The sequence below is a fragment of the Nonomuraea sp. NPDC050022 genome (genome assembly GCF_044460705.1).
Classification (GTDB): domain Bacteria; phylum Actinomycetota; class Actinomycetes; order Streptosporangiales; family Streptosporangiaceae; genus Nonomuraea.
The window spans coordinates 74,496-98,242 of sequence record NZ_JBITKE010000013.1; the positions used below are offsets into that span (position 1 = coordinate 74,496).

The following is a 23,747-nucleotide window of genomic DNA, read 5'->3' on the forward strand; positions in this document are numbered from 1 at the left end:
CGCAGGCGTGGATGAGCATCTCCTGTCACAGGTGCCACTGGAACGCACCCGCTATACCGGTGTGGGCGGCGTGGTGCTCGGGACGGCCGTCATGGCCGGCATGTCCATGTGGTTCGCGCTCAGCCAGGTGCTTGGTGACTCCCACGTACTTCTGATCATTCCAGTCATGATCTGGGCCCTGGTCGTGCTCAACCTGGATAGGTGGCTGGTCTCAACGGTCACGGGCATGTGGCAACGCCGGCTCCTCATGTTGGTGCCACGCCTGCTCGTCGCGATGGTGATGGGTGCCATCATCGCCGAGCCCATCGTGCTCCGGGTGTTCGAGACAGCGGTGGTTCAGCACGTCAAGGACCAGCGTGAGGACATCCGGAACGCCCGGGTAGCTCAGTGGGTGGAGTGCAACCCGCGTCCGCCCGCCACCCCCGAACGGCAGGACTGTGGCGGCAGCCGGCTTCTCGCCACCACGACGGAAGCAGACGCGGCCCGTCTCGCCAACATGGAGAAAGAGGCCGCGCGGTTGGAGAAACGCGTCGACGCGGCGAACGGGCGCCATGGCAAGCTGGTCGACAAGGCGAACGACGAATGCGCAGGTGAGCCAGGCCGCGGGCTGAGCGGCAGGAAAGGAAAAGGGCCACTATGTCGACAGCGGGAGAAGGACGCGCATCAGTTCTTCATCAGCAGTCGCATTACCGAGAACACGAAAACCCTGCACGCACTTCGAGCCCAGATCTCTCAACTTCGAGGCCCGCTCGCGCTCAAGGAGACGGACTACCAGAAAGCGGTCGACGCCAAGATCCAGGAGAGGCTCGCCCAGTTGCCCACAGCGAGCGACCCGGTAGGGCTGCTCGAACGGTTGAAGGCACTGCATGAGCTGACTCAGGACAACGCTTACCTGGCGACGGCGAGTTGGCTCTTTCGGCTGTTCCTGATCATGATCGACTGCCTTCCCGTGCTCGTGAAACTCATGGGTGGTACGACCGCGTACGACCGCATGGTCGGCGAGGAGAACCGCCGCCGGGAGGAGGTCCACGCACATCGGGTGCGATCCACGGCAGAAGCGACGATTGACGAGCTCGAACTGGACGCCTACGCGGCCGCCGAGCAACGCCGCAAACGCCGCCAGGACATCGATGTGGAGCGCAAGGCGACCGATGTCGCCGCGCGCAACAGGATCGAGGAGATGATCAATATGCGTACGCATGAACTGCGGCGCACGACCCTGGGCGAGCAGCGCAACGGAGCCCATCCCCGGCCCAACTGACGCCTACGAAGCGGTAGGCGGTCACAGGCATGGGGGCGTCGGTCTCACGCCAAGGACCTCGTTGACCGGACTGAGGCGTGGGGCTGCTCCTGGCGGGGGTGACGGGTGCGCTGCCGATGGTGAGGGGCGGATCCGCGGGTCGGCGGCCGGTCGGCGTGAAAGTTTCACCGTTGGTTGACGGGCATGACGCCACACCCCATGATCATGTTGCCGCCTGGCAGGAGGGGGCGTCGAGTGAATGCCGCTACCCATGGCGAGGTGCACCGATGCCGAGATTCGCATTACGAGCCGCGTCCGCTGTCCTGCTGACGCTGACCGCCCTGAACGTCCCCGCGGCGCACGCCGACGAGGTCACCCCGGTCGCGGTGACCGTCAACGCCCGCGCCGCGCTTGCCACCGTCCCGGAGACCGGCATCGGCACCAACCATGCCATCTGGGACACCAACCTGGGCACCAACGCGACCGCCGACCTGCTCAAGGATGCCGGGGTGAAGCTGCTGCGCTATCCCGGCGGCTCCTATTCGGACATCTACCACTGGGCCACTCACACCGCCCCCGGCGGCTATGTGGCGCCCAACACCGACTTCGACACCTTCATGAGTGGTGTGCGCCGCACCGGGGCGCAGGCGATGGTGACCGCCAACTACGGCACCGGCACCGCCGACGAGGCCGCGGCCTGGGTACGTCAGGCCAATATCACCAAGGGCTATGGCGTCAAATACTGGGAGATCGGCAACGAGAACTACGGCAACGGGCACTACGGCTCCGCCTGGGAGGCGGACGATCATGCCGACAAGAGTCCGGCCGAGTATGCCCGCCATGTCGTGACGTACGCGGACGCCATGAAGGCGGTCGACCCCACCATCAAGATCGGCGCGGTGCTGACCACGGCCGCCAACTGGCCTGATGCCATAGTCGCCGACGGCGACGACGGCACCTGGAACAAGACCGTCCTCTCGATCGCCGGACCGAAGATCGACTTCGTGATCCTGCACTGGTACCCCGGCGCCCTCGACAAGGCCGCCCACGTCCCCGACATGATCCAACTAACCCGCCAGCAGATCGCGAAGTACGCCGGGCCCGGTTCCGAGCGGATCGGCATGGCCATGACCGAGTTCAACACGGGATCCAGCAGCGGCGGCACCACCACCCAGCCCGGCGCGCTGGCCGCCGCCGACGCCTACGCGACTCTCCTGGCGAACGGGGTCTTCACGGTGGACTGGTGGAACGTCCGCAACGGCATCGGCAACATCACCCAGGTCGAAGGACAGACCGATTACGGTGACTTCGGCCTGTTGTCGAGCGGTACGTGCACCTCCGACGGAAGCGTCTGCGAGCCGCAGCTGAACACTCCCTTCGCGCCCTACTACGCCCTGCAGATGATGAGCAAGTTCGCCCGCCCCGGCGACCAGTTCATCCGGGCCGCGACCGGCCAGGCTAAGGTCACCGCGCACGCCGCCCGCCGCCCCGACGGCGACCTGGCCGTCCTGTTGATCAACACGTCGTCCGACACGTCCTACCCCGTGACCATCGGCTACTCCGGCTTCAGCCCGGCGTCGGGGGCGCCGACCGTACTGACCCACACCAACGGCGCCACGAGCATCACCGGTTCGACCGCGGGCAGCGCGACCAGCCAGACGCTGCCGCCGCTGTCGATGACCACCGTCGTCCTGCACCCCGCCACGCCCCAGACCGGCCGCCCGGGTGCGCCGGGACAGCCGACCGCCGCCGACGTGACGGACCGGGCCGCCACGATCTCCTGGCCCGCCGCCTCCCCCGGCGCCCGCCCGATCGTCAAGTACGAGCTCCACCGCCAGAACGGCGCCATCAGCGAGCAACTCGGCGAAACCACCGGAACCTCGCTCACGGTGAGCAACCTCACGCCGGGCACCCGCTACACGCTCAACGTGATCGCCCGCGACACCGGCGGCGGCGTCTCGTGGGCCTCCCCGCCGCTGACCTTCACCACCGGCACCCCCGCTTCGAGCTCATGCACGGTACGGCTGACCGTCCAGACCGACTGGGCCAGCGGCTATGTCGGCGCCATCGACGTCACCAACAACGGCGCGCCGATGAACGGCTGGACCTTGGCCTTCACCTGGCCCAGGACATGGCAGAGCCTGGGCAGCGGCTGGAACGCCACCTGGACGCAGAACGGGCCGGACGTCAAGGCCGTCAACGAGCCCGGAAACGGCTCGCTAGCGACCGGGGCATCGACCACGATCGGCTTCGTCGGCAACTACAGCGGGCCGAACGTCCTGCCGGGCGTTTTCACCCTCAACGGAACCGTCTGCACTACCCGCTAGGGCGGTGACTCCAGGGCCCCCGGTGCTTCGTCCCACGGGCCGTCTCGATCCCTGTGACGGTCCGTGGTGGCTAGGGTCCCTTGGAGGGAAACCCCCTCCGGGGGGGAAGAAGCCGGTCCGTGGTGGCTGGGGGCCTTTGGAGGAACACTCCCTCCGAGGGGCAGCGTCCGGCCCGCTCTAGAAAACGTGATCGCTGGCGGCCTCGCCGCGGCGCGGCTCGATGCGGTCGACTACCTGCTCGCTCCAGGCCCGCATGACCGCGGCCTGCTCGGCCGTGAGCGAGTCGAGGAAGTAACGGCGGATGTTGCCGGCATGCCCGAGGATGGCACTCTCTGCGAGCTCACGGCCCTTGGCGGTCAGCCCGATCCCGGTGCGGCGGCCGCCGGCCCCGCTCTGGGTCGGCTCCACGAGGCCGCGGTTCTCCATGCGGGTCAGCTGGTGCGAGACGCGGCTCTTCTCCCAGGCGAGCGACTCGGAGAGCTCGCCGACGCGCATCTCGCGGCCGGGCGCCTTCCACAGCGTCACCAGCACGCTGAACTCAGCCTTCGAGATGCCGCAGTCGCGCTGCAGACCACGCTCGAACTCCCGGGCAAGCAGGCGTTGCGCGAGCATCCAGGTGTGCCAGAGCTCCCACTCCTCGGGCTCCAGCGTACGGGTCTCCGCCATGGCGGAAATCATACCGACCAAGCGAGTTGACGCGTCAACTCTGCCAGTCTTAGAGTTGACGCGTCAACTCTCTCGAAAGGGCGTCATGGCACTCCGCATTGGCATCATCCTCGGCAGCACCCGACCCGGACGCCGAGGCGAGCAGATCGCCTCCTGGGTGCTCGACACGGCGCGCGCTCACGGTGGCGCCGACTACGAGCTGATCGATCTCGCGCACCACCGCCTCGGCAACCTCGACGAGGGCGGCAATCCGAACCTCCAGCAGTACGAGCACGCGCACACCCGCGAATGGTCCGAACTGATCGACGGTTTCGATGGCTTCGTCTTCCTTGTCCCGGAGTACAACCACTCCTTCCCCGGCGCACTCAAGAACGCGCTGGACTACGTGTACCGGGAGTGGAACGACAAGGCCGCCGGCATCGTCAGCTACGGCGGATGGGCTGCCGGGGTCCGAGCCGCCGAGGCCCTCAGACTCGTGCTCGCCGAGCTCCAGGTGGCCACGGTCCGCGCGCAACCCGCCGTCCCCCTGCTCCCCTCATTCGCGACCGGCGTTTTCGTCCCCGGCGAGGGTCTCGACGCCTCGGTCCGCGGCATGCTCGACCAGGTGATCGCCTGGGCCGACGCGTTGCGCGGAGTGCGCGAGGCCAGGTCGGAGACGGGCGCGGCGGCCTGAGGTCCAGTCGCGCTAGTCAGCGCCCGGGGGCCGCCCCTCACCGGCGGTCCCCGCGCTCTCACGGACAGGGTCCTCCCATGTCGGGGAGAGGTACGGCGAATGCGCCGAGCGGTAGAGCACGACGATCAAGGCCACGACGGTCGCGAACCAGGCGATGGCCGTGATCGGTCCCAGGTCGGCGTAGCCGTACCCGGCCAGCATGCCGAGCACTCCCAGAACGGCCACGGCCCAGCGCAGCACGTCGAGGAGGACGGCCCCTGAAATGTCCCCGCAGGGACGGATCCGTCTGATGATGGCCTCAGCGATCAGCCAGACCGCGAGCAGGGCGCCGAGCGTGTTGGCGATTCCGATCAGTTGCGTGAACGTGATGGGGGAAACAGCCAGGCTACGGCTCGGGCGCTCACCGGACGCGATCATGGCGATGAACGAGACGCAGGCCATGGCGACAGCCAAGGACCTGGCCCGGCTGAAGGGGTCGTCGAGGGATCGCCGCAGCTTGGACAGCCCGGACGCGCACACTAACCATCCGGCGGGGTCGAACAGCAGGTCGAACCCGTTGAAACGGAGGGCACCGAACGTGAAGACGAAACCGGTGGCGATCCTTGCGAGAGGAGGCATGTCCCACGACCCTCCCGGCTGGCCGTTGCCCACGAATGAGCTACCTGTCAGGGCCAATCTGGACTCACCGCGTCATCGCAGACCTCGGCCGCGAGACCTCTCTGCCAGGCGACCGGGACACTTCCGTTGAGTCCTTGCAGCCCCCATGAGTTGCCCATCACCTCCGCTGACCCCGGACCCAGCCAGGTTCGGTAGGTGAAGCGGATCGGCTGGGGCTCGTGGGGCACCGCCGCGCAGTCAGTGATGACGATGCGCCTCTCCACGCTTTGCCGGTTATCGCCCTCCACGGCGACCACGGAACTCTCCCCTTTCTCCTGGTCAGCAGGTAGCAGGCGGAGCCCAGGTATTTCGGCCGAGATGCCGGTAAGAACGAATGAGGCCATCCCCTCGTTTTCCAGCTCGATATGCACGGGCGTCGACAGGACGCCATTCTGGTCCACCTCCGCGTGGAGGAACAAAGCCTCGAGACTCCACTGCACACGCGGAGTTATCGACCCGGTTCCCCACAGAGCCGCCGCGACAATCACCAGCGTCAGGCCGCCGACCACCATAGCCGATAATCGCGAACGCTGAGCACGCCACGTAGCGATGCCAAATTGCCGCCATATATCATCCGAACTCACGATATAGCACCATATATGGTGGCACTTCGTGACGGTACCTCCGATGATCTCCTGGGTAGTCGCCATGGTCACCGTGCTGATGGCGGCCATACCGGTCACATCGGAGCGGCTCACCAGGTTCGCCACGCTGATGGGCCTTTCCGTCACGGCGGCCAACGCCCGCCAGGTCATCGACCATTTCGCCGACCTGCGCCGATGGCGGCTGATCGCCCTCGTCCCGGCTGTTCCCTTGGCCTGTTTCACCAATGACCCGCTCTATCTGGTGCTGGGCTGGTGCGCCGTTTCCGTCTTTCGCGATGTACGACTACCGGCCCCAACGCTCTCTGCCCACGACGCGAACATGTATCGAACGACATGGCTGCTCGGCCTGGGTGGCGCCGTAGTGGCGGGCGGTTATCTGCTGGCGAGCCAGGACATCACCCCGGCACGGCTGGCCCATGCCGCCATCGTGATTATCGTGGCGGCGGCCGTACCCCGTGCCGCTGGAAAAGTGAGCGCCCGGCCCGAAGCACCGGACGAGACGGACCGGACCATCCGCGAATGGTCGACGCGGAGCCTCTATCTGGCGGGAACGGCGATCGTGCTTTCGGCCACGCTGCTCACTCCTGGTCACCCGCTACAGCGTGAACTGCCTGAATACACGCCGCCCTTGTCGTTCCCGGATTATCGGGCCGAGTTCATGACGGTGAGTGAATACAAAAGACCCACCTGTCCGTGGACCGACCAAATGGACCAGCCCTGCCGCACGTGGCTGGTGAACAAGCAGCCATTCCCGCAGGCCGCGCCGTACATCATCAGGAAAGGCGGCGCGCCCCAGGCGGCACCGTTCGTGCGCAGTTCTGACAAGAAGGCCGTCGTCTACCTGGACAGAAACGATCGACGCATGGTCTATCAGGACGCCAAGGGCGTTCACTACCTCACCGCCGCTCTCCCGGACACGGCGGTGCCCACGGCGACGTGGGCCGGCCAGAGCAGGTACATCGCCCTGGCCAAGGACGGCGCCCAGGTCACCGATACCAAGACCTGGACCACCGTGTCACTCCCTGGCGCCCGGCAGGTCCACGACCTCAACGAGAACGGGATCGTGGTGACGACGCAATCCCAGGTGCTCGTTCTCGATCACCTGGGACGGACGCGGATGAGCCTTCCCCTGAAGCCCCAGGACCGCTACTACCTCCGGGCGGACGGCAGTCGCTTCGTGGTCATCGCCGACCAGGGGGCGCGGGTCGACACCTTCGCCCCAGAGACCGGCGAGCGACTGGCCAGCGTCCCTCTCAGATTCCCCGGCGACGACTTCCTTGACGTCGCCCTCGGCTGGTCGAAAGAGGGCGCCTTCTTGGTCCGCAGCGGCTCCAGCGAACGCGTCTATTACTTCGATCTGGCGACGGGCAAACTCTGGAGACGCAAGACCTGAGCCACCAGGCGCTGGTCAGCGGCGGTGGTGGGCGGCGCAGCCGACGCACATCTTGGCGGCCGGCAGGATCATCAGGCGCTCGATGGCGATGCGTTGCCCGCATTTCGCGCAGATCCCGTACGTGCCGTCGTGCAGCCGCTCGACGGCCAGGTCCAGGTCGACGAGGTGCGTCTGGGCCTGGTCGAGCAGGGCCTCAACGTGGGCCCGCTCGAAGGCGGTGGACGTCCCCTCAGGGTCGTGCTCGTCGTCGGAGGCCGACTGCGCCGCCGACTGGACCATCTCGTCCCGGTCATGGCCCAGCACGGCGATGCGGGTTTCGGTCCTTTGACGGTCGGCGTCGAGCAGTTGTCGTATGGTCGCCTGCTCCGAGGGGGAAAGCGCGGCGTCCCGGTGTTGTGTGGTCATCACGGTCCCTCACCTTCACTACCAGGGTACGCGCGGTGCCTCACATCCTGTGGCACAAGTGGCAGGAGGTAGACGGATCCAACCTCGTCTCCGCCGTTGACGATGTTTCCCGTACCGGCCTATCGTTGTCTCCGACGGAGACAACGTTCGGTGCGCCTGGGACACCACCTCGGGCGTGGTAGTCATGAGATCCACGAAGGAGGCCGGACAGAGAAGTTGGTGCATCATGACCGAGCACTACCTCGGCGGTATCGGCATCGCCGAAGCGCTGGGCGTGAGCCGGCACGCGGTGCACAAATGGCGCTCCCGCTATCCGAGCGATTCGACTCATCCGTTTCCCGAGCCCGACGTCGAGATCGACGGGGTTCCCGGCTGGCGGGCTGATCGACTTGAGGAAATAGTGCGGTGGCGCAACGGCCTGCCCGGCCGTGGCGCGGGCGGGGGTCGTCCTTCCGCCGCACGTCAGGAGTACCTCAGGCACGCGGCGGCGCGCGGCCTGGAGCGGGGCGAGGCACTGCGCGCTCTCCTCGCGTTCACCGAAGAGTTTCCCGAGATGACCGAGCCGGAGGTCTGCGCCTGGCTCATCGAGAAGTGGCGCGACTAGCACGTCCCGGCGACACCACAAGACCGGAAGGCGATGACGCATGCCCGAAATCGGCGGCAGCACCGCACCAGGATTCGAAGAAGTCCGTACGGCATTCGCCGCCAATCTGGCCGGCGGCCAGGAGGTGGGCGCCGCGGTGGCCGTCTACCTGCACGGCCGGAAAGTCGTCGACCTGTGGGGCGGGATCGCCGATCCCGAGACCGGCCGTCCCTGGGAGCGCGACACCCTGCAAGTCGTCTATTCCACCACCAAGGGCATCACCGCCGCCTGCGCGCATCTGCTGGCCCAGCGCGGCGAACTGGACCTCGACGCACCCGTCGCCGACTACTGGCCGGAGTTCGCGGCGAACGGCAAAGACCACATCCCCGTCCGCTGGCTGCTCACCCACCAAGCCGGACTGCCCACGATCGACCACCCGATCACCCCGGCGGAAGCCATCGCCTGGGACCCGATGGTGACCGCGCTGGCGGCCCAGCGCCCATCCTGGGAGCCGGGCACCGACCACGGCTACCACGGGCACACCTACGGCTGGCTGGTCGGCGAGGTCGTCCGCCGGGTGAGTGGCCGCAGCCTCGGCACGTTCCTCGCCGAGGAGATCGCCGGACCGCTCGGCCTGGACCTGTGGATCGGGCTGCCGAAAGCCGAGCGGCATCGGGTCAGCCGGATCATCTCCACCCCGCTCGACCTGGACGCGCTGGCCGGGATCGACCTGGACGCCCTTCCCGAGCCCATGCGCGAGGTGATGGCGGTTTATACCGATCCGACGTCGTTGACCGTGCGGTCCCTGTTGACCATCATCACGCCCGCGCTGGACCACAACGACCCCGACGAGCAGTCCGCCGAGATGCCCTCGACCAACGGCATCTGCACGGCCCGCGCGCTGGCCCGCTTCTACGCCGCGCTGATCGGCGAGGTCGACGGGCAGCGCGTCCTCTCCTCCGAGACCTTGGCGGCGGCGACCGCGGAGCAGGTCAGTGGCGTCGACCGCATCCTTCGGGTACCCGTCCGGATCGGCACCGGTTTCGGCCTGCCGACACCCGACGCCTTCTGGTACCGCCCGACCGCCTTCGGGTTTCCCGGTATGGGCGGATCGCTAGGCTTCGCCGACCCGGCGAGCGGCCTCGCGTTCGGCTACATCATGAACCGCATCCAGGAAGGAACACCTGACCGTAGAGCCGCCACCCTCCTCGACGCGGTCCAGCGCGCGATGGAGAGCGCTGACCTGCGCCGATAGTGGCCGTGTAGCGATCGTGTAGGCCCCGCGACGACAGTCGTTCCTGGCCCTTACCGGGGCAGGAACGAAGGGAGAAGTCATGGTCAAGACGGCCAGGTTCTACGCGCGCTACGTCGTCAGCGCCCTCTCCACCGCCGTGTTCAGCCTCAACGGCTGAGGCTCGGTCCCTCCTGACGGCTCCTGGGAGCGGCTTCGTGCCGCTCCCAGGGACCGTCGTGTTCCATGACCACCGCGCAAAGGATGGGACAGGATGTTCGGGACAGCCGCCCGGCAGATGGGGTACGCCTGGTCAATGCTGGCGGGCCGCCGGTTCCGGGTGAAGGACGTGACCGCGCTGGTCGAGGACCTCCGCGCGACCTTGGAGGAGTTCGGCTCCCCCGGTGAAGGCGCGGGCGAGATGCTGGCCGCGCCCGACCCTGAGATGCAGCGTGACCTCGCCTCGCGCCGGCTCCGGCGGACGGTACGGTTGACCGCCCGCGACACCCCCTACTACCGGCGGTGGTTCGAGCAGCACGGTATAGACCCGGAGTCCATCACCCTGGAGTCCCTGGCCTCGATCGAGCCGACGACGAAGGCCGCGCTGCGTGACCTGCCGTCCGCGTTCGTCGCGGACGGGGCCCGCCCGGCCGTACTCGCCCAGACCACGGGCACGACCGGTGTGCCGACCATGGTCTGGTTCTCCCGCTACGAGATCGACCTGATGTCGGGCATGTCGGCCTTGGCGCTGATGCTCGCCGGTGGACTCCGCTCCGAACATGTCTGGGCCAACTGCATCACCTCGCGGTCCATCGCCCAGATCCTCATCGAGCGGGCGGCGACCATGACCGGGGCGGCCTTCGTCCACGTAGGTCTCGTGGACCCCCGCGCCACGCTGGACCGGTTGGCGGTCCCGCTGCACGTTCCGGGCAAGCGGCCACAGATGACCCACCTCAACACAACGGCCTCGTATCTCGCGGCACTGGTCCAGGAGGCCGAGCGGGGCGGCTGGGACGCGAAGGACTTCGGCCTCGAAGAGATCCACTCCGGTGGCGAGGTCCTCACCGACGCGCTGAAGGAGCGGGCGGAGGCCATGTTCGGGGCTCGCGTCCTGGACAGCTACTCGATGACGGAGATCGCCCCCGTGGGTGGGCAGGTCTGCGGGCAGGGACACCTGCATCTCCCCACCGACCAGGGGCACGTCGAAGTTCTCGACCCCGAGACGTTCCAGCCGGCGGCTCCGGGGGCGCACGGGGTGCTGGTGGTGACGCCGTACACCACGTACCGCGACACGACCCTGCTGCTCCGTTATGTCACCGGCGACATCGTCAAAGTGCTGCCCGAGGGCGAGCAGCCTGCCTGCGAACTGGCGGCCGTACCGGCGACCTCGCGGGTCCTCGGCCGGCTGTCACCCTCGTCCGTCACCACGCGCGACGTGCTCGACCTCCTCCAGGCGGAGCGCGAGATCCCGCTCCCGACGCGGTACGTGCTGGAGGAGACCCGGTCGGGACCGGTGTTGCACGCCGTGACCGGCAACGTGAGCCGCGCGCTGGTGTCCCGGCTGGAGGAGCGCGCGGCCGACCTGGGGCTTCCCCTGCGGGGCATTGAGCTGGTCGATGATCCGGCCGCGCTTCCCGGCCTCTGCCGGGTCCGCGCGGACCTGCGGGAGCACACGTTCGAGCACTTCACGGCCACCGAGCCCGCCCGGACGGGCAAGTCGGCCCTGCGGGCGGCCGCGGAGGCGGTCGCCGAGATGGGAGTCCGATGAGCGGCCTGATGACCGAGGCGGTCCTGCGCGGACTGGTCCTCTACCTGCTCATCCTGCTGACCATGGGTGTCGCCGCGCTCTACTTCGCCAGGGTGACGATGCCGCGCCCGCCGGTCGGCAGGTTCGTCTGGACCGATATCTGGATCATGGTCGTGGCGCTCATCGCCATGCCGTTCGCCTACATGCACATGCCGACCGGGGTCATCGTCACCATCTTCGGTGTGGTCGTCTTCACCGTGTCGCAACTCGTCCTGTCGCCGGTGCTGGGCGGCCGGAACGCCGCGCTGGCGGCCGCCCTGCTGTGCGCGGCGGACGTGGCCGCGTACTTCGCGCAATGGCCGACGGCTGTGCTCGTCGTCAACGACCTCACGATGATCCTGCTCACGGTCGGGGTCGCCAACATGTGGGCGCAGACGGGGATGCGGGCCGCCCACGTGGCGGGGCTGGCCGGTGCGCTGACCGTCTATGACGCCCTTGCCACGGGGGTGAGCTCTCTGACGGCTGATTTCGTGTCCCGGGTCGAAGGGTTGCCGTTCGCCCCGATACTCGCCACCGGCTACGGGCCGGTGTCGAGCCTGGCCGGTCTCGGTGACTGCCTGATGCTGGCCGTGTGGCCGCTGGTGGCGGCCAAGGCGTACGGCAGGACCGCCGGCTGGTGGGCCGCCGTGGTCGAGGGGACGTTGCTGCTGGGCCTGACGCTCGCCGTGCTGTTCACCGAGCTGGAGTTCGTACCTTTGCTCCTGCCGCTGGGGCCGCTGATCGTGGGACAGCACCTGTTCTGGCGACGCCGCGAGCGGGCTCGCGCCCTGCGCGCCGGACCGGGGCGAGTCGAGCTCGCCCGGGCGCTGGAGGATCTCCCCGCCGACGCACGCTCCTGGGTGGCGCTGCACGAAGGAGCCGTCGTCGCGACGGGGGCCGGGCCGGGTGCGGCCCGGCGGGCGGCGCGGCAGGCAGGCGTCACAGCCGTGCCGGTCGTACGGGGAACAGGCAGCTAGTCGTGCCGGTCGTACGGGGAACGGGCGGCTGAGTCACCCGGCGGGCACCTGGCGTGGGTGTGTCCGCAACGTGGCGAGGAAGGCGCTCACCTCCGCCGCTTCCCCGGAGTCGACGCTGTGGAAGATGGCCAGCGCCTCGTTCCAGACGGCCACGGCGGCGTCCGGGTCACCGAGATCGGCATGGACGCGGCCGATCTCGCGCAGGACTCGGGCGCGCCAGAGCGGCATCTCCCGTACTCCCAGCACGTCGAGCGCGTGCGTCAGGTGCCGCAGCGCCTCTCGCGGAAGACGGCGCCGGAAGGCGACCTCCCCGAGGGCGTACGCCGTGAGCGTCTCACCGTAGGTGTCGCCGAAGCGCGCGAAGCTCCGCCCGCAGTGCGTGAGCGTCCGCACCGCCTCATCGAACCGCCCCACCGCGCCCAGAGCCTCCCCCAGCCGGCGCTCGGTCAAGGTGGTGATGATCGGATAGCCGTGCCCGCGGCTGAGCTCAAGGCTCTCCTCATAGCGCCGGATCGCCTCCGTCACCTCGCCCTTGCTGTAGTGGGTGATGCCCAGGGCCCGGAGCAGGATCGCGCGGGGGTAGGCGGTGCGGGCGCCGCGCGCCAGCTCCAGCCCACGACGGCAGACCTCGGCGGCCTGGTCGTGGTGGCCGAGCTCAAGGTGGATCGAGGTCAAGTGGATCAACGCGCTGAGCAGCCCGCCGTGATCGCCCAGCTCCTCGAACAGGTCGACCGCGCGCGTGGTGCGGTCCAGCGCCTCCTCGAAGTCCGCGAACACATGCCGGCAGATGCCGAGCCCGCTGAGCGCGTACGCGGTGGAGCGCCGGTCGCCCAAGCGCTCGAACGGCTCAAGCAAGGACTGGAACTCCCCCAGCGCGTCGCCGAACATCCCACGCTCCACCATGAGATCCGCCCGCAGCAGCCGAGTGGTCAAGATCGCGGGGGTGAGCTCCAGCCGGGTCGCGGCGGCGATGACGGCATCGTGCACCCGGGTGGCCTGGTCGAAGAAGCCGTGGATCCGTAGATAAGCCGTCAGATAGTACGCCAGCTCACACGCGAGGGCGGGTCTGTCCAAAGCGGCGGCGAGCTCGACCACCGCCACCATGTTCCCGCGCTCCTCCATCAGCCACGCGGAGTCCCACTCCCCTGCCGCCGGGCGGGACTCGCCGACGCTAGGCGTGGGCGCGCAGGGCAGGGGGAGGCCGCCAACGGCCGCCGTCACCCGGTCGAGGCTCTCGCTGACGAGCCGGAGCAGGGCCGCGCGCCGCTGCGTCTCACTGTCCTCGGCCTCGGCCTGTTCCCGTGCGAACGCCCGCAACAGGTCATGCAGCCGGTATCGCAGACCGCCCGCAGCACAGGCTTCGGGCCCGTTCACCAGACCGGCGACCACCAGGGCTTCCAGCGCGCGATCCGCCACATCCCTGGACTCCCCGAGCAGCGCCGCCGCCGCCCACTCGGGCACACTTTCCAGGCCGCACAAGCCGAGCAGCCGGAACGTCCGCCGCGCCACGTCGGTGAGGGCGTCGTAACTCACGGCGAAGTTGGCCCGAACCGTCTGCTGGCCCAGAGCCAGCTCGTCGAGGCGCCGCCGAGTGTCCTCCAGGCGGGCCGCGAAGTCGGACAACGGCCAGGCGGGCCGGGCGGACAGCCTGGCCCCCGCGATGCGGATGGCCAGCGGCAGGCGGCCGCAGGCGCGCAGAATCGACGCCGCCGCCTGCGGCTCCGCGCGCACGCGGGCCTGTCCGGCCGTACGTTCGAGCATCTCCACCGCTTCGTCCTCGCCGGGTACGTCCAGGGAGATCGCCTGAGCGCCGGGAAGAGCGAGCTGCGCGCGGGAGGTCACCAGAACCGCGCCCCGCGCCGTGCCCGGCAGCAGGGGCGACACCTGCGCCTCGTCCGCCGCGTCGTCGAGGATGATGAGGATCTCGCGGTCCGCCAGGCGGGACCGGTACAGGGTGGCGCGCTCTTCGAGGGTGTCGGGGAGCGCGCTTCCGTCCACTCCGAGCGCTCTCAGCAGTTCCCCGAGGATGCGCCAGGGATCGCGTGGAGCGGGCGAGGCCGCGCCGAGGCGTACGTACAGCTGGCCGTCGGGGAAGGCGGGCCGGAGCAGATGCGCGAGGTGGATCGCGAGGGTGCTCTTGCCGAGTCCGGGGGCGCCCGACAGAGTCACGATCATGGGTGCGGAGGCCGCCGGGTCCCTGCCGCGCACAATCGAGGTAATCGTTTTCAACTCTGCGCTCCTGCCCACGAAATCAGCGAGGTCCGCGGGTAGCTGGCAGATGTGGTGCCACGTCGTGGAGTCGGGCACCACTTTCGTCCCTGAGACTTTCGTCCCTGAGACTTTTGTCCCCGAGACTTTTGTCCCCGAGACGGGCGCAGCCGGTGTCTCATGGTCCTCCAGGAGGCTCGCGTGGAGCCGGCGTAACTCGGCGCCCGGCTCGACGCCCAGCTCCTCCACCAGGAGCGTCCGTACGCGCCGGTAAGCGTCCAGCGCCTCACCCCGCCGCCCGGCCCGGTGCAGGGCGAGCATGAGCTGGCCCCAGAAACGCTCGCGCAGCGGCTGCGCGTCCGCGATCTTCCGCAGCTCACCGATCAGCTGGTCATGCTGCCCGAGGGCCAGCCGGACATCGATCCAGTCGGAACGCGCCTGGTACAGCTCCTCCTCCAGCTCGGCGATCCGGGGCGTCACCATGTCACCGAGCACGAGGTCCTCGGCGGGCCGGCCCCGCCAGAGCGCCACCGCCCTACCGAAGGCCCTCTCGGCGACAGCCAGCTCACCCCGCTGGACGGCCAGCCGCCCTTCGCGCGCCGCGTCAATGAAGATCAGCGCGTCGAGCTGATCGCGTTCGACGCGCAGCAGGTAGCCGGACCCTTCGGTCCTGACGATCTGGTCCCCACCAGGGATCGCCCGTCGTAGCTGCCATACGTGGGTCTGGATGTTGGCCACCGCCGTGGCCGGCGGCTCATCCCACAGAGCGGCCACCAGCCCGTCGCGGGAGATCACCGTGTTGGCGTTGAGCAGCAGCGTGGCCAGTACGGCCCGAGGCTTGCCACGAAGATGGATCGGGGTCTGCGGCGTCCCTTCCGGGTAGACCTGAACGGAGCCCAGAACGGCGAAGTGGTACACCATGAAGTGCCCAATCCCTAGCGACACCTAGGAGAGATCCCTAGCGTAAGAATCGTCCATTGATACCATGTGGATCAAGCTCGATCTCGCCGCCCAGACTGGCCCAAAAAGTCGCATCATGCGACAATTGGGACATTCAGCCGGTTTTAGCCTTCCCCCAGAAGTAGAACGACGGAGGGGATCGGCATGGAGATCAGGCCGCAGGCGGCTGTCATCCCGAAGGAGACCGACCACCTGGAGCAGGGTAAATACGGCCCTGTCTACCCTCGGACCCCGGCGTGCTACGGGTTCACCATCATCGCGAAGGTCAAACCCGGCCGAGCCGGCGCGATCCGCGAGCACGGCTACACCCTCGCCAAGGCGCTGGAGGCCGACCCCGACCTGCTCGCACCCTTGAAGCTGCACTACCTGCGCTGGGTGCTCTTCGACGATGACACACGCTTTATGTACCAGGGCATCTTCGACACCGACTTCGACAAGTACACCGAAGACGCCATCGCCCTGTTCACCCGGGCGGGAGTGAACACGGCCTTCGAGAACCTTGAGGGCTTCCCCGAGGATTGGAAGACCAACCCCGAAGCCTTCATCAGATTCGTCCGTGAGCACCACTGCCCGAGCTTCATCGAGTACGGCGAGTACCCGTACGTCACCGCCGACGAGATCAAGAAGGCTCTGCGGATCAAGAGCGCGATGTCGGAGATGCTCGACCAGCTGCAGTGACGCCCACCAGCGCTTCCTGGAGAAGAGCTTCCGGGAGAAGAGCTTCCTGGAGAAGAGATGAGCGAGTCCAGAACCGCGCGCACCTACAACCAGCACCATGTGCCGCGCCCCTACAGCCCCGGTCGGCGCCGGCTGAGCATCTATGTGGCGTGGAGCTATCCCGCCGAGGCAGGCCGGGATGTGACCCAGCTGAACAACCGGTTCTCCACGATGACCGAAGTGCGACGCGTGACGTGGCCGGCCTACGAGGACCCGAAATGGTCGGATCCGCTGCGGTTCCAGCAGGGCATCGCGGGCGGGCTGGAGCTGTTCTTCTGGGGCTGGCTGCCGTTCCAGCAGTTCGTCGAGGAGACCACCGGATACCCGATGCCCGTGTACCAACGCGTCGATCAGGCGGGTTTCCACACCCCGCTGGACGAACGGGTGCTGGCGGACACCGACACCCTGTTCGTGTGGGGGCTGGACCACATGATCACCGGGCAGGACGCCACACCCGCGGAGATCGAGGCGGTCCGCGAGTTCCTCACCCGCGAGGGAACCTGCCTGGCCCTGGGACCGCATCACGACGTCGGCGCGTCGGACGACATGGCCGTGCGCGACATGGAGTATCACCATCACGGCGACGCGCTGGTGCCCCGTCAGCAACGCTTCGGAAGGTACACCCGATCGCTGATGGCGGGCCTGGGGGTGCCCGTGGAGAACCGCTACGGGCTGCGTCCCGCGGTGACGGAAGGGGGCAAGAGCGCCCCACTGTCCGTCGCCAGGGATCTGGACACCAAGAGGTGGCTGGAAGGCGTGTCCAGCTTCAACTTCCACATGCACCTGCCGCACTACGCCGTGACCACCGACGACCCGAACGTCATCCACGTGCTGGGCAGGCAGCCGATCGACATGTCCAGGCCGCACCCGTTCACCGAGGCCGGCAACACCGAGTTCAACATGTTCCTGTGGATGCCGCCCAGCGGCGACCGGGCCGGTGACGTGATCTTCGCCGACACCACGATCTTCAGCTCGCTGTTCGGCGTCGACGAGAGCCTGCGCGCCTTCTGGAACAACATCGTCTCGGCGAAATAGCGCACGGGGAGGCGGGTCCAGGTGACCATCGTCAAACTGGAGCTCGACGACATCCAGCGCGGGGTGCTCAGCCCTCGCCCGACGCCGTACGCGGCGACGTACATCCTGTTCCGCATCGACGACCGCCACCACGGGCGGGAGCTGATGCGGCGAGCCAGTGCCTTGGTGACCTCGGCCGCCGACACGGTGAGCCCGCTCGGCGAGACCTGGGTCAGCGTCGCGCTCACCTATCACGGTCTCAAGGTGCTCGGTGTTCCGCTGGAATGGCTGGACACCTTCGCCTGGGAGTTCCGGCAGGGCATGGCGGCGCGGGCCAACGCGTTGGGCGACACCGGCGAGAGCAGCCCCGAGCACTGGGAGTCCCCGCTCGGCACACCTGAGGTCCACGTGGTGCTGGTGGCACTCGCGCCGGACAGCGCGCTGCTGGAGGCCGCCATCGACCGCGCCCGGCCGGCGTACGAGGCCCTGCCCGGCGTGACGGCGATCTGGCGCCAGAACTGCCACGCGCTGCCCACCGAGACCGAACCCTTCGGCTACCGTGACGGCATCAGCCATCCCGCCGTCGAAGGCAGCGGCATAGCCGGTACGAACCCGTTGGAAACGCCGCTGAAGGCCGGCGAGTTCGTCCTCGGCTACCGCGACGAGCTCGGCGGCATCCAGACCCCGCAACCCGACGTGCTCGGGCGCAACGGCAGCTACGTGGTCTTCCGCAAACTCCACCAGCGCGTCGCCCTGTTCCGGCGGTACCTGAGGGACAACTCCACCGATCCGTCGGACGAGGAAGTGCTGGCGGCGAAGATCATGGGACGCTGGCGCAGCGGCGCACCACTGGCGCTCAGCCCTCTGCACGACGACCCCGATCTCGGGGCCGACCGGACGCGCAACAACATGTTCCTGTTCGAGCGGGACGACGCCGGCGGCTTCACGACCCCCGGCGGGTGCCACATCCGCCGGGGCAATCCTCGTGATGCCGCGGTCGCCGGAGTGCCGCGGCTGCACCGCATGATCAGGCGCGGCACGGCGTACGGCCCGCCGCTGCCCGACGGGGTCCTGGAAGACGACGGGGCCGACCGGGGGCTGATGTTCGCCTTCGTGGGAGCGCATCTGGGGCGGCAGTTCGAGTTCGTCCAGTCCGAATGGATGAACGACGGCGTCTTCTTCGGCGCGGGTGACGCGAAGGACCCTGTCGTCGGCTCGGCCTCCGGGTCCGGGTCCTTCACCATCCCCCGGCGTCCCGTACGGCGACGCCTGCTCTCCCTACCCCAATTCGTCGTCACACGCGGCGGCGAATACTGCTTCATGCCAGGACTGACCGCACTGCGCTGGCTGGGCGACCTGACCGGCTGACACCACTGACGCCGCTGACGCCGCTCCGTCATGACGACCAGGAGCCTTTATGAACACGCTGCATCTGCTGTTCAACGCCGTCACGGTCGTCTTCATCGCGGCCACCATGTTCGCCGCCGGTCTCGGCGCGACGCTGCCGGCCCTGCGCGCCGTCTTCGCGAACGTCCTGCTGCTCATCCTGGTGCTGGTAGCAAACCTGGTCGCCATCCCGCTCCTCGGCTGGGGCGTCGCCGCCCTGTTCGGCCTGCCTGCGGCGGCGTACATCGCGCTGCTCCTGACGGCCTCCTCCCCTGGCGGCCCGTTCGGCGCGAAACTCGGCATGGTGCAGAACGGGGACGTGGTCGCGGGGGCGGCGATGCAGGTCCTGCTGGCCGCCATCGGCAGCATCACCTTCGGGCCCACCGCGAACCTCATCCTCCAGGCGGCCGACGTGGGCGGCGGAGTCGCACTCGACGTCCCGGTGCTGATGCTGACCGTCGTGGTCCTGCAGCTGGTGCCGTTCGCCGTCGGACTGATCGTGCGACACTACGCTCCGCCCACGGCGCTGGCATGGCAGCCGGTGGCCGCCAAGGCGTCGAACGTGACGTTCCTGATCGTGCTGGCGGGCATGCTCGTGGGCAACTGGCGTGACGTGGTCGCGCTGATCGGCTCACTCAGCCTGCTCGCTGGCTTCGTCTTCTCCGCCCTCGCCTTCGCCCTCGGTACGGCCCTGGCCACCGGACCACCGGCACGCCGTACCACGATGGGCGGGGTCGCGGCGGTACGCAACGCGGGCCCGGCACTCGCCGCCGTCGGTCTCGCCTTCGACAACGCGCCGTCCATCCTGGGAGCGCTGGCCGCCGTACTGCTGAGCGGCCTGGCGGCGGCGGTCCCCATCGCGGCGGTACTGAGCCGTCACCGGGCCTCCACATGAAGATCGCTAGCCGCTACCCTGACCCGGGCTGATCACTTTCGGAGGTGCCGTGATGCGGGAACCCACGGCCCCGGTAGCGGCGGTGCTGCGCTTAGGTGCGGTTCTGGCCGCGTCCGGGCCGGTGATCCTGACGGCCTTCGGGGCCGGCAGCCAGAGCGTCGGCTGGTTCTGTGCCGCGACGAGCTCGGCTCCCTTTCCGATGGAAGGTCCGTACACGCTGGAGTACGTACCGGGAGAACTGCTGTTCTGGGGGGTTCTTCTGCTGCCGGTCGTCGTGGCCGGCCTTTTCCTGCGCGGGTCACGTCGGGCCGTGCTCACCGCCGTCGCCGCAGTCGGCACCGTACTCGCGTTCGGGCTCGTCACCGCGCTTCTGCTGCCGGGCCCCGACCCATGCACCGGGCAGGAACGTGCGGTCGTACTGCCCTGGCCTTTGATCGTCTGCTATCCGGTGGCGGCTTGGGCGCTGCTCCTGGCGGCCCGGTCACCTCTGTCCCGGAGGCAGCATGGGGCCATCCTGTGGGCGGGCGCCGTCGGCGCGGCAGCGTTGGCGGCGATGTTCACCCGCTTCACGGTCATCTACCCAAGGGAGTTTCGCGCCACCTACTTCATGATTTCGGAGTCGTCCTGGAACGGCCTCGCGTGGTGGTCCGGTACGGCCGACAGGATCGGCTTGCCGGTCGTTCTCGTCGCATTGGCGGCGGCCACCAAAGCCACCGCTTCCACCCGCTGGGAACGCTTGGCCGGCACCGCAGCCGCGACGGCTCTTCTCCTCTTCCCGCTGCTCGACGTCGCGACGTACATCAGCGAGTACGGCGGCGACTGGGAGATACCTTTCGCCGATTCGATACGGTGGCCCCTGCTTCTCGCGGCCGTCCTCGTCGCGTCGGCCGTTTGGCGCCCTTGGGTGCGGATCTCCTGGGCCGGGACCGCCCATGTGGCGCGAAGCATGATTGGCGGACGAACGAAGGAACTCGCTGTCGCAGCTGTGATCGTGGCCGCCGGGGTCTGGCTGGTCGTCTCGTCCTTTACGCCAACGCGGTAAAAGCGAATCGTTTAAGGAGCGCTTCTCTAATAGGCAGCCGGACGGACGCTACTTCTCATAGCGATAGCGGCAGGCAGCGATCATGAGGTGTCGTCGTTGACGCGGTAGACGAGCCGGTGCTCTGAGGTGATGCGCCGGGACCAGTAACCGGATCATTCATACTTAAGCGGCCCTGGCTTGCTGATGCCTTCATTCTCGTTCCGGGCTACGTCGGCGATCAGCTGGTTGATCCTCTTGAGGATCCGTCGATCTTCTCGCCGCCAGTCGCAGTACTCCTCCCAGGCGAGTTCGTCGAAAAGGATCTTGACGAGGTGGTGTCCTCATCGGCCAGTTCGCGGACGGCGCCGCCTCCGGCCTCCAGACGGGCGACCGCCTCCGACAGCCGTCTGCGGTTGACAGGAGAGGCCATGAGGTAGAGCGTCTCGCGCATCGATTCGTATTCGCGCTGCGACACCATCACGACGCCTTCCCCGCCGGGACGGGTGATGAGGACTTCTTCCTGGTCGTCGATGACGGCATCGAGGGTGGCGGCGCGTCCGTGATCGTCTGCCGCGGTTGTCACTCAGTTCGTCACGCAGTCATTCCATCAAAGAGGAGCGTCGCACGCTCATCAAGGGCAGTGCTGCGCACCTGCATAAACGAGCTGCCACACTCCGGGATTGACCCCACACTGCATGCCCAGTGGCCAGCAGGCGCAGGGCAGGGTGGCCGCGCCCAGCGCCGCCACCCCTGATACCTATGAGATCAATTCGGCATTGTGTTGGACGCCGTTTAGAGTCATCCCTTCAGGTCAGTATCACTGGCGTACACGGTTCCCCGTTCTGTGCCGCGCTCCCGGTGGACATTCAGTCCCTCCTTACGGAAGCTGATCCATCCATCGTCGTCCTTTGGCCCCCGAACGATTCTGGTCTTCACGATGTCGTGGGTCGCATAACCAACAACCAGATGTGTCAGATGGTTGTCGTCTTTCCGGTTGACTTTGAGCCCTTCCACGGGGAAGGTGATCCATCCGTCGTCGGCGCTCCTCCCCTGCACCCACTTAGTGTTGACGCCGTTTAGATCGGCCTTGTCGGCGTGCACGGTTCCCCATGACCCGTTCCCTTGGCTGACGTTGAGCCCGTCCTTGGGGAAGGTGATCTTTCCATCGTCGGCGCTTCTCCCCTGCACCCACTCAGTGTTGACGCCGTTTAGATGGGCCTTGTCGGCCGTCACGGTCCCCTTCGCACCGGAGTTGCTAGAGATCTCCACCCCTGCGCCGGTGAAGGTGATACGCCCCTTGGTCGCTTCCGACGTGCCCTGGACCCAGGGCGAGTCAATGCCGGTGGTGGCGGTGAGTGTTTCTAGGACGGGATAGCGCACTTGAACGGTCGTGGTGAGAAAATGCTGCTGCTTAGTGACGGAGTCAGTGGCAACGAGAGTGTAGGTGGTAGCCCGCTTCGGGGCGTCGGCCAGCGGCCAGCTACGCCTCCCCGGGGGGATGGTCTCCTCTCCGCCGGGGAACAGGATCTTGTAGTCGAATTCGGCGGACCCCTCCCAGCTCAGTGTCAGGTTTTCGCCGGCGCCCATCATGCCCTTGTCCGGATGGAAGCCACGCGGCGCCGGAATCTCTTTCGGAGCGGCCTTCACCAGCGCTACCGAGGTGTAGCGAGTGTGCTCCCCGTCATCGTCCTCGGTCTTCTCTCTCACCGTCAGTACTGCCGGCCCGGCGGCCGAGGCGACGGTGATGTTCTCCAGCGTCAGCACCATGTAGTCGCCAGGTCTGAAAGATGCAACGCCCCCGGTCTGGGGAGTGACTTCGAAGACGTTGGTGCCCTGTTGGCGCTCAACCTTCACCCCCCGAGTTGTCGCCTGGGCTCCCCACTGGTTGTCGGTGTATTCGCCCTTCAGCTCCGTGATGTTCGGGCCAAGATGCCCGGGGCCGTCGCCCACGGGCACCTTCACCTCGATCCTGGACCAGTCCGTCCTCCTTGAGGTGTTGGTGACGACCAGGTACACCGTCCCTGTGGACTTGGACCTCCGTCTGGCGTCTGACGCCTCCAAAGACGCCGGTTCGGTGAAGATGGTGTAGGTCAGCGCGGTCATGATCACGGCTCCTTCTCTTGGGGAACGGCGCAGGCCGGCGAACCGCCCACGACGAGAGCACTGGGGCAGGACAGGCGGCGGCGCTGGGACGCATTCGGAACCCACCGCTTGGGGATGCACCCCAGAAGATCGCCCTTTGATCCAAACGCGTGCATTGGAGCGCGACAATAGAACGCAAGGGGTCATAGAAGGGCGATTCAGCAATGTTTTCAGCGTCTTGACGAGCCTTCATCGACGCATATACATGGACATGCTGTAACACTCAGGAGACGCCCCGCCGAGTGTTACAGTCGATCTTCAGCGCGAAGCGCATTAGAAGGGCGTACGAAGCACCGTTCAGCTTCTCGCCTCGTGATCGGTGTAGTCATCATCACCAGGGACGGTAGGGGCAGCCGCCCAGGTGGACCGGCCCTCGTCTCCGCTCGCCTTCGTGCAGGTCACCGCAGGTTCAGGGACGGCGGGGACAGCAGGGACACTGACCGCCTCGACTGCACTAACGGTGTACAAGGTGAAGTCCGCCTGGAGCATGGGGCATTGCTCCAGGGCCTTGGGGACGCAGCTCCAGCACGTCGGCGGAGCATCGGTCCGGCCGCTGTCCAGGCCGGTGCGCTCGAACACCGTCTTGGTCAGCTCGCTCCGGAACCTTAGACACGCAGACACAAATATGCCCCGTCCATATGATCATGGGCGGGGCATTCCTGCTGGTGAATAATGGTGGTCAGGGGCAGGGTCGAACTGCCGACCTTCCGCTTTTCAGGCGGACGCTCGTACCAACTGAGCTACCTGACCCGAGCGGTCCTGACGGGACTTGAACCCGCGACCTCCACCTTGACAGGGTGGCGAGCACTCCAAACTGCTCTACAGGACCTTGCGTCTTGCTTTGCGACTCGCTTAGCTTAC

The 23,747-nt window shown here is 67.5% G+C and carries 20 protein-coding genes, 2 tRNA genes and 1 pseudogene; 13 read left to right on the top strand and 10 right to left on the bottom strand.

The genetic code is table 11. The features are described 5' to 3' along the window. Positions 1–7: 7 nt before the first annotated feature. Both ACIBO2_RS44535 and ACIBO2_RS44540 read left to right on the top strand, forming a co-directional pair. A complete protein-coding gene (locus ACIBO2_RS44535) occupies positions 8–1,261 on the top strand; it encodes a DUF4407 domain-containing protein (RefSeq protein ID WP_358554983.1) in 1,254 nt (417 codons plus the stop codon). Positions 1,262–1,527: 266 nt separating this feature from the next. Beyond that, positions 1,528–3,567, top strand: a complete 2,040-nt coding sequence (locus tag ACIBO2_RS44540) for a cellulose binding domain-containing protein (RefSeq protein ID WP_358554986.1) — start codon at positions 1,528–1,530, stop codon at positions 3,565–3,567. A 177-nt stretch (positions 3,568–3,744) separates the two neighbouring features. On the opposite strand, the gene ACIBO2_RS44545 is transcribed toward ACIBO2_RS44540, so the two are convergent. Further along, a complete protein-coding gene (locus ACIBO2_RS44545) occupies positions 3,745–4,233 on the bottom strand; it encodes a MarR family winged helix-turn-helix transcriptional regulator (protein ID WP_358554989.1) in 489 nt (162 codons plus the stop codon). A gap of 85 nt (positions 4,234–4,318) precedes the next feature. On the opposite strand from ACIBO2_RS44545, the gene ACIBO2_RS44550 reads away from it, so the two are divergent. Further along, a complete protein-coding gene (locus ACIBO2_RS44550) occupies positions 4,319–4,906 on the top strand; it encodes an NAD(P)H-dependent oxidoreductase (RefSeq protein ID WP_358554991.1) in 588 nt (195 codons plus the stop codon). 12 nt (positions 4,907–4,918) lie between these two features. On the opposite strand, the gene ACIBO2_RS44555 is transcribed toward ACIBO2_RS44550, so the two are convergent. Then, the gene (locus tag ACIBO2_RS44555) at positions 4,919–5,524 is read right to left on the bottom strand and encodes a hypothetical protein (RefSeq protein ID WP_397304192.1); all 606 of its coding nucleotides are present in this window, start codon (positions 5,522–5,524) and stop codon (positions 4,919–4,921) included. A 47-nt stretch (positions 5,525–5,571) separates the two neighbouring features. After that, complete coding sequence (locus ACIBO2_RS44560) at positions 5,572–6,147, bottom strand: hypothetical protein (protein ID WP_358554995.1); 576 nt, start codon at positions 6,145–6,147, stop codon at positions 5,572–5,574. Positions 6,148–6,190: 43 nt separating this feature from the next. Here ACIBO2_RS44560 and ACIBO2_RS44565 point away from each other — a divergent pair, with 43 nt between their 5' ends. Next, positions 6,191–7,561, top strand: a complete 1,371-nt coding sequence (locus ACIBO2_RS44565; RefSeq protein ID WP_358554997.1) for a hypothetical protein — start codon at positions 6,191–6,193, stop codon at positions 7,559–7,561. Positions 7,562–7,576: 15 nt separating this feature from the next. Here ACIBO2_RS44565 and ACIBO2_RS44570 read toward each other — a convergent pair whose 3' ends face one another. After that, the gene (locus tag ACIBO2_RS44570; protein WP_397304193.1) at positions 7,577–7,966 is read right to left on the bottom strand and encodes a TraR/DksA family transcriptional regulator; all 390 of its coding nucleotides are present in this window, start codon (positions 7,964–7,966) and stop codon (positions 7,577–7,579) included. A 226-nt stretch (positions 7,967–8,192) separates the two neighbouring features. Between ACIBO2_RS44570 and ACIBO2_RS44575 the strand changes: the two genes are divergently transcribed. The 4 genes from ACIBO2_RS44575 (at position 8,193) to ACIBO2_RS44590 (ending at position 12,543) form a co-directional block, all read left to right on the top strand. After that, positions 8,193–8,570, top strand: a complete 378-nt coding sequence (locus ACIBO2_RS44575; RefSeq protein ID WP_358555000.1) for a hypothetical protein — start codon at positions 8,193–8,195, stop codon at positions 8,568–8,570. A gap of 40 nt (positions 8,571–8,610) precedes the next feature. Beyond that, on the top strand, positions 8,611–9,804 hold the full coding sequence (locus tag ACIBO2_RS44580) for a serine hydrolase domain-containing protein (RefSeq protein WP_397304194.1): 1,194 nt from the start codon (positions 8,611–8,613) through the stop codon (positions 9,802–9,804). Between the two features lie 250 nt (positions 9,805–10,054). Beyond that, positions 10,055–11,548 carry a phenylacetate--CoA ligase family protein gene (locus ACIBO2_RS44585; protein WP_397304195.1) on the top strand — a complete coding sequence of 498 codons (1,494 nt, stop codon included), beginning with the start codon at positions 10,055–10,057 and terminating at the stop codon, positions 11,546–11,548. Then, a complete protein-coding gene (locus ACIBO2_RS44590; RefSeq protein WP_358555006.1) occupies positions 11,545–12,543 on the top strand; it encodes a hypothetical protein in 999 nt (332 codons plus the stop codon). The genes ACIBO2_RS44585 and ACIBO2_RS44590 overlap by 4 nt, the downstream gene beginning before the upstream one ends. Before the next feature lie 33 nt (positions 12,544–12,576). Here ACIBO2_RS44590 and ACIBO2_RS44595 read toward each other — a convergent pair whose 3' ends face one another. Beyond that, positions 12,577–15,696, bottom strand: a complete 3,120-nt coding sequence (locus tag ACIBO2_RS44595) for a BTAD domain-containing putative transcriptional regulator (RefSeq protein ID WP_397304196.1) — start codon at positions 15,694–15,696, stop codon at positions 12,577–12,579. A gap of 159 nt (positions 15,697–15,855) precedes the next feature. On the opposite strand from ACIBO2_RS44595, the gene ACIBO2_RS44600 reads away from it, so the two are divergent. Genes ACIBO2_RS44600 through ACIBO2_RS44620 form a run of 5 tightly spaced genes read left to right on the top strand, consistent with a single transcriptional unit; the run spans position 15,856 to position 20,765 of the window. Further along, positions 15,856–16,389: a hypothetical protein gene (locus ACIBO2_RS44600; protein WP_358555012.1), complete on the top strand. Its 534-nt coding sequence runs from the start codon at positions 15,856–15,858 to the stop codon at positions 16,387–16,389. 57 nt (positions 16,390–16,446) lie between these two features. Further along, on the top strand, positions 16,447–17,463 hold the full coding sequence (locus ACIBO2_RS44605) for a hypothetical protein (RefSeq protein ID WP_358555015.1): 1,017 nt from the start codon (positions 16,447–16,449) through the stop codon (positions 17,461–17,463). Positions 17,464–17,484: 21 nt separating this feature from the next. After that, a complete protein-coding gene (locus ACIBO2_RS44610) occupies positions 17,485–18,810 on the top strand; it encodes a Dyp-type peroxidase (protein WP_397304197.1) in 1,326 nt (441 codons plus the stop codon). Positions 18,811–18,859: 49 nt separating this feature from the next. Next, positions 18,860–19,723 (top strand): bile acid:sodium symporter, encoded by an 864-nt coding sequence (locus tag ACIBO2_RS44615; protein WP_397304198.1) that lies wholly within the window; start codon positions 18,860–18,862, stop codon positions 19,721–19,723. A 52-nt stretch (positions 19,724–19,775) separates the two neighbouring features. Beyond that, positions 19,776–20,765 carry a hypothetical protein gene (locus tag ACIBO2_RS44620; protein ID WP_397304199.1) on the top strand — a complete coding sequence of 330 codons (990 nt, stop codon included), beginning with the start codon at positions 19,776–19,778 and terminating at the stop codon, positions 20,763–20,765. 48 nt (positions 20,766–20,813) lie between these two features. Here ACIBO2_RS44620 and ACIBO2_RS44625 read toward each other — a convergent pair. The 5 genes and pseudogenes from ACIBO2_RS44625 to ACIBO2_RS44645 form a co-directional block, all read right to left on the bottom strand. Continuing rightward, positions 20,814–21,067 (bottom strand): annotated as a pseudogene (locus ACIBO2_RS44625) (Txe/YoeB family addiction module toxin). Further along, positions 20,983–21,327 carry a type II toxin-antitoxin system Phd/YefM family antitoxin gene (locus tag ACIBO2_RS44630; RefSeq protein WP_397304200.1) on the bottom strand — a complete coding sequence of 115 codons (345 nt, stop codon included), beginning with the start codon at positions 21,325–21,327 and terminating at the stop codon, positions 20,983–20,985. The pseudogene ACIBO2_RS44625 and the gene ACIBO2_RS44630 overlap by 85 nt, the downstream one beginning before the upstream one ends. A gap of 215 nt (positions 21,328–21,542) precedes the next feature. Next, positions 21,543–22,847, bottom strand: a complete 1,305-nt coding sequence (locus ACIBO2_RS44635) for a hypothetical protein (RefSeq protein ID WP_358532514.1) — start codon at positions 22,845–22,847, stop codon at positions 21,543–21,545. 712 nt (positions 22,848–23,559) lie between these two features. Further along, positions 23,560–23,636: transfer RNA gene (locus ACIBO2_RS44640), tRNA-Phe, on the bottom strand. Positions 23,637–23,640: 4 nt separating this feature from the next. Beyond that, positions 23,641–23,715: transfer RNA gene (locus tag ACIBO2_RS44645), tRNA-Asp, on the bottom strand. Positions 23,716–23,747 lie beyond the last annotated feature (32 nt).

What these genes read in the sequence shown, in the direction of transcription:
- ACIBO2_RS44540 (WP_358554986.1), top strand. Translation starts at nt 1,528, where the DNA reads ATGCCGAGATTCGCATTACGAGCCGCGTCCGCTGTCCTGCTGACGCTG.
- ACIBO2_RS44545 (WP_358554989.1), bottom strand. Translation starts at nt 4,233, where the DNA reads ATGGCGGAGACCCGTACGCTGGAGCCCGAGGAGTGGGAGCTCTGGCAC.
- ACIBO2_RS44550 (WP_358554991.1), top strand. Translation starts at nt 4,319, where the DNA reads ATGGCACTCCGCATTGGCATCATCCTCGGCAGCACCCGACCCGGACGC.
- ACIBO2_RS44555 (WP_397304192.1), bottom strand. Translation starts at nt 5,524, where the DNA reads ATGCCTCCTCTCGCAAGGATCGCCACCGGTTTCGTCTTCACGTTCGGT.
- ACIBO2_RS44565 (WP_358554997.1), top strand. Translation starts at nt 6,191, where the DNA reads ATGATCTCCTGGGTAGTCGCCATGGTCACCGTGCTGATGGCGGCCATA.
- ACIBO2_RS44570 (WP_397304193.1), bottom strand. Translation starts at nt 7,966, where the DNA reads ATGACCACACAACACCGGGACGCCGCGCTTTCCCCCTCGGAGCAGGCG.
- ACIBO2_RS44575 (WP_358555000.1), top strand. Translation starts at nt 8,193, where the DNA reads ATGACCGAGCACTACCTCGGCGGTATCGGCATCGCCGAAGCGCTGGGC.
- ACIBO2_RS44580 (WP_397304194.1), top strand. Translation starts at nt 8,611, where the DNA reads ATGCCCGAAATCGGCGGCAGCACCGCACCAGGATTCGAAGAAGTCCGT.
- ACIBO2_RS44585 (WP_397304195.1), top strand. Translation starts at nt 10,055, where the DNA reads ATGTTCGGGACAGCCGCCCGGCAGATGGGGTACGCCTGGTCAATGCTG.
- ACIBO2_RS44590 (WP_358555006.1), top strand. Translation starts at nt 11,545, where the DNA reads ATGAGCGGCCTGATGACCGAGGCGGTCCTGCGCGGACTGGTCCTCTAC.
- ACIBO2_RS44600 (WP_358555012.1), top strand. Translation starts at nt 15,856, where the DNA reads ATGGAGATCAGGCCGCAGGCGGCTGTCATCCCGAAGGAGACCGACCAC.
- ACIBO2_RS44605 (WP_358555015.1), top strand. Translation starts at nt 16,447, where the DNA reads ATGAGCGAGTCCAGAACCGCGCGCACCTACAACCAGCACCATGTGCCG.
- ACIBO2_RS44615 (WP_397304198.1), top strand. Translation starts at nt 18,860, where the DNA reads ATGAACACGCTGCATCTGCTGTTCAACGCCGTCACGGTCGTCTTCATC.
- ACIBO2_RS44620 (WP_397304199.1), top strand. Translation starts at nt 19,776, where the DNA reads ATGCGGGAACCCACGGCCCCGGTAGCGGCGGTGCTGCGCTTAGGTGCG.
- ACIBO2_RS44635 (WP_358532514.1), bottom strand. Translation starts at nt 22,847, where the DNA reads ATGACCGCGCTGACCTACACCATCTTCACCGAACCGGCGTCTTTGGAG.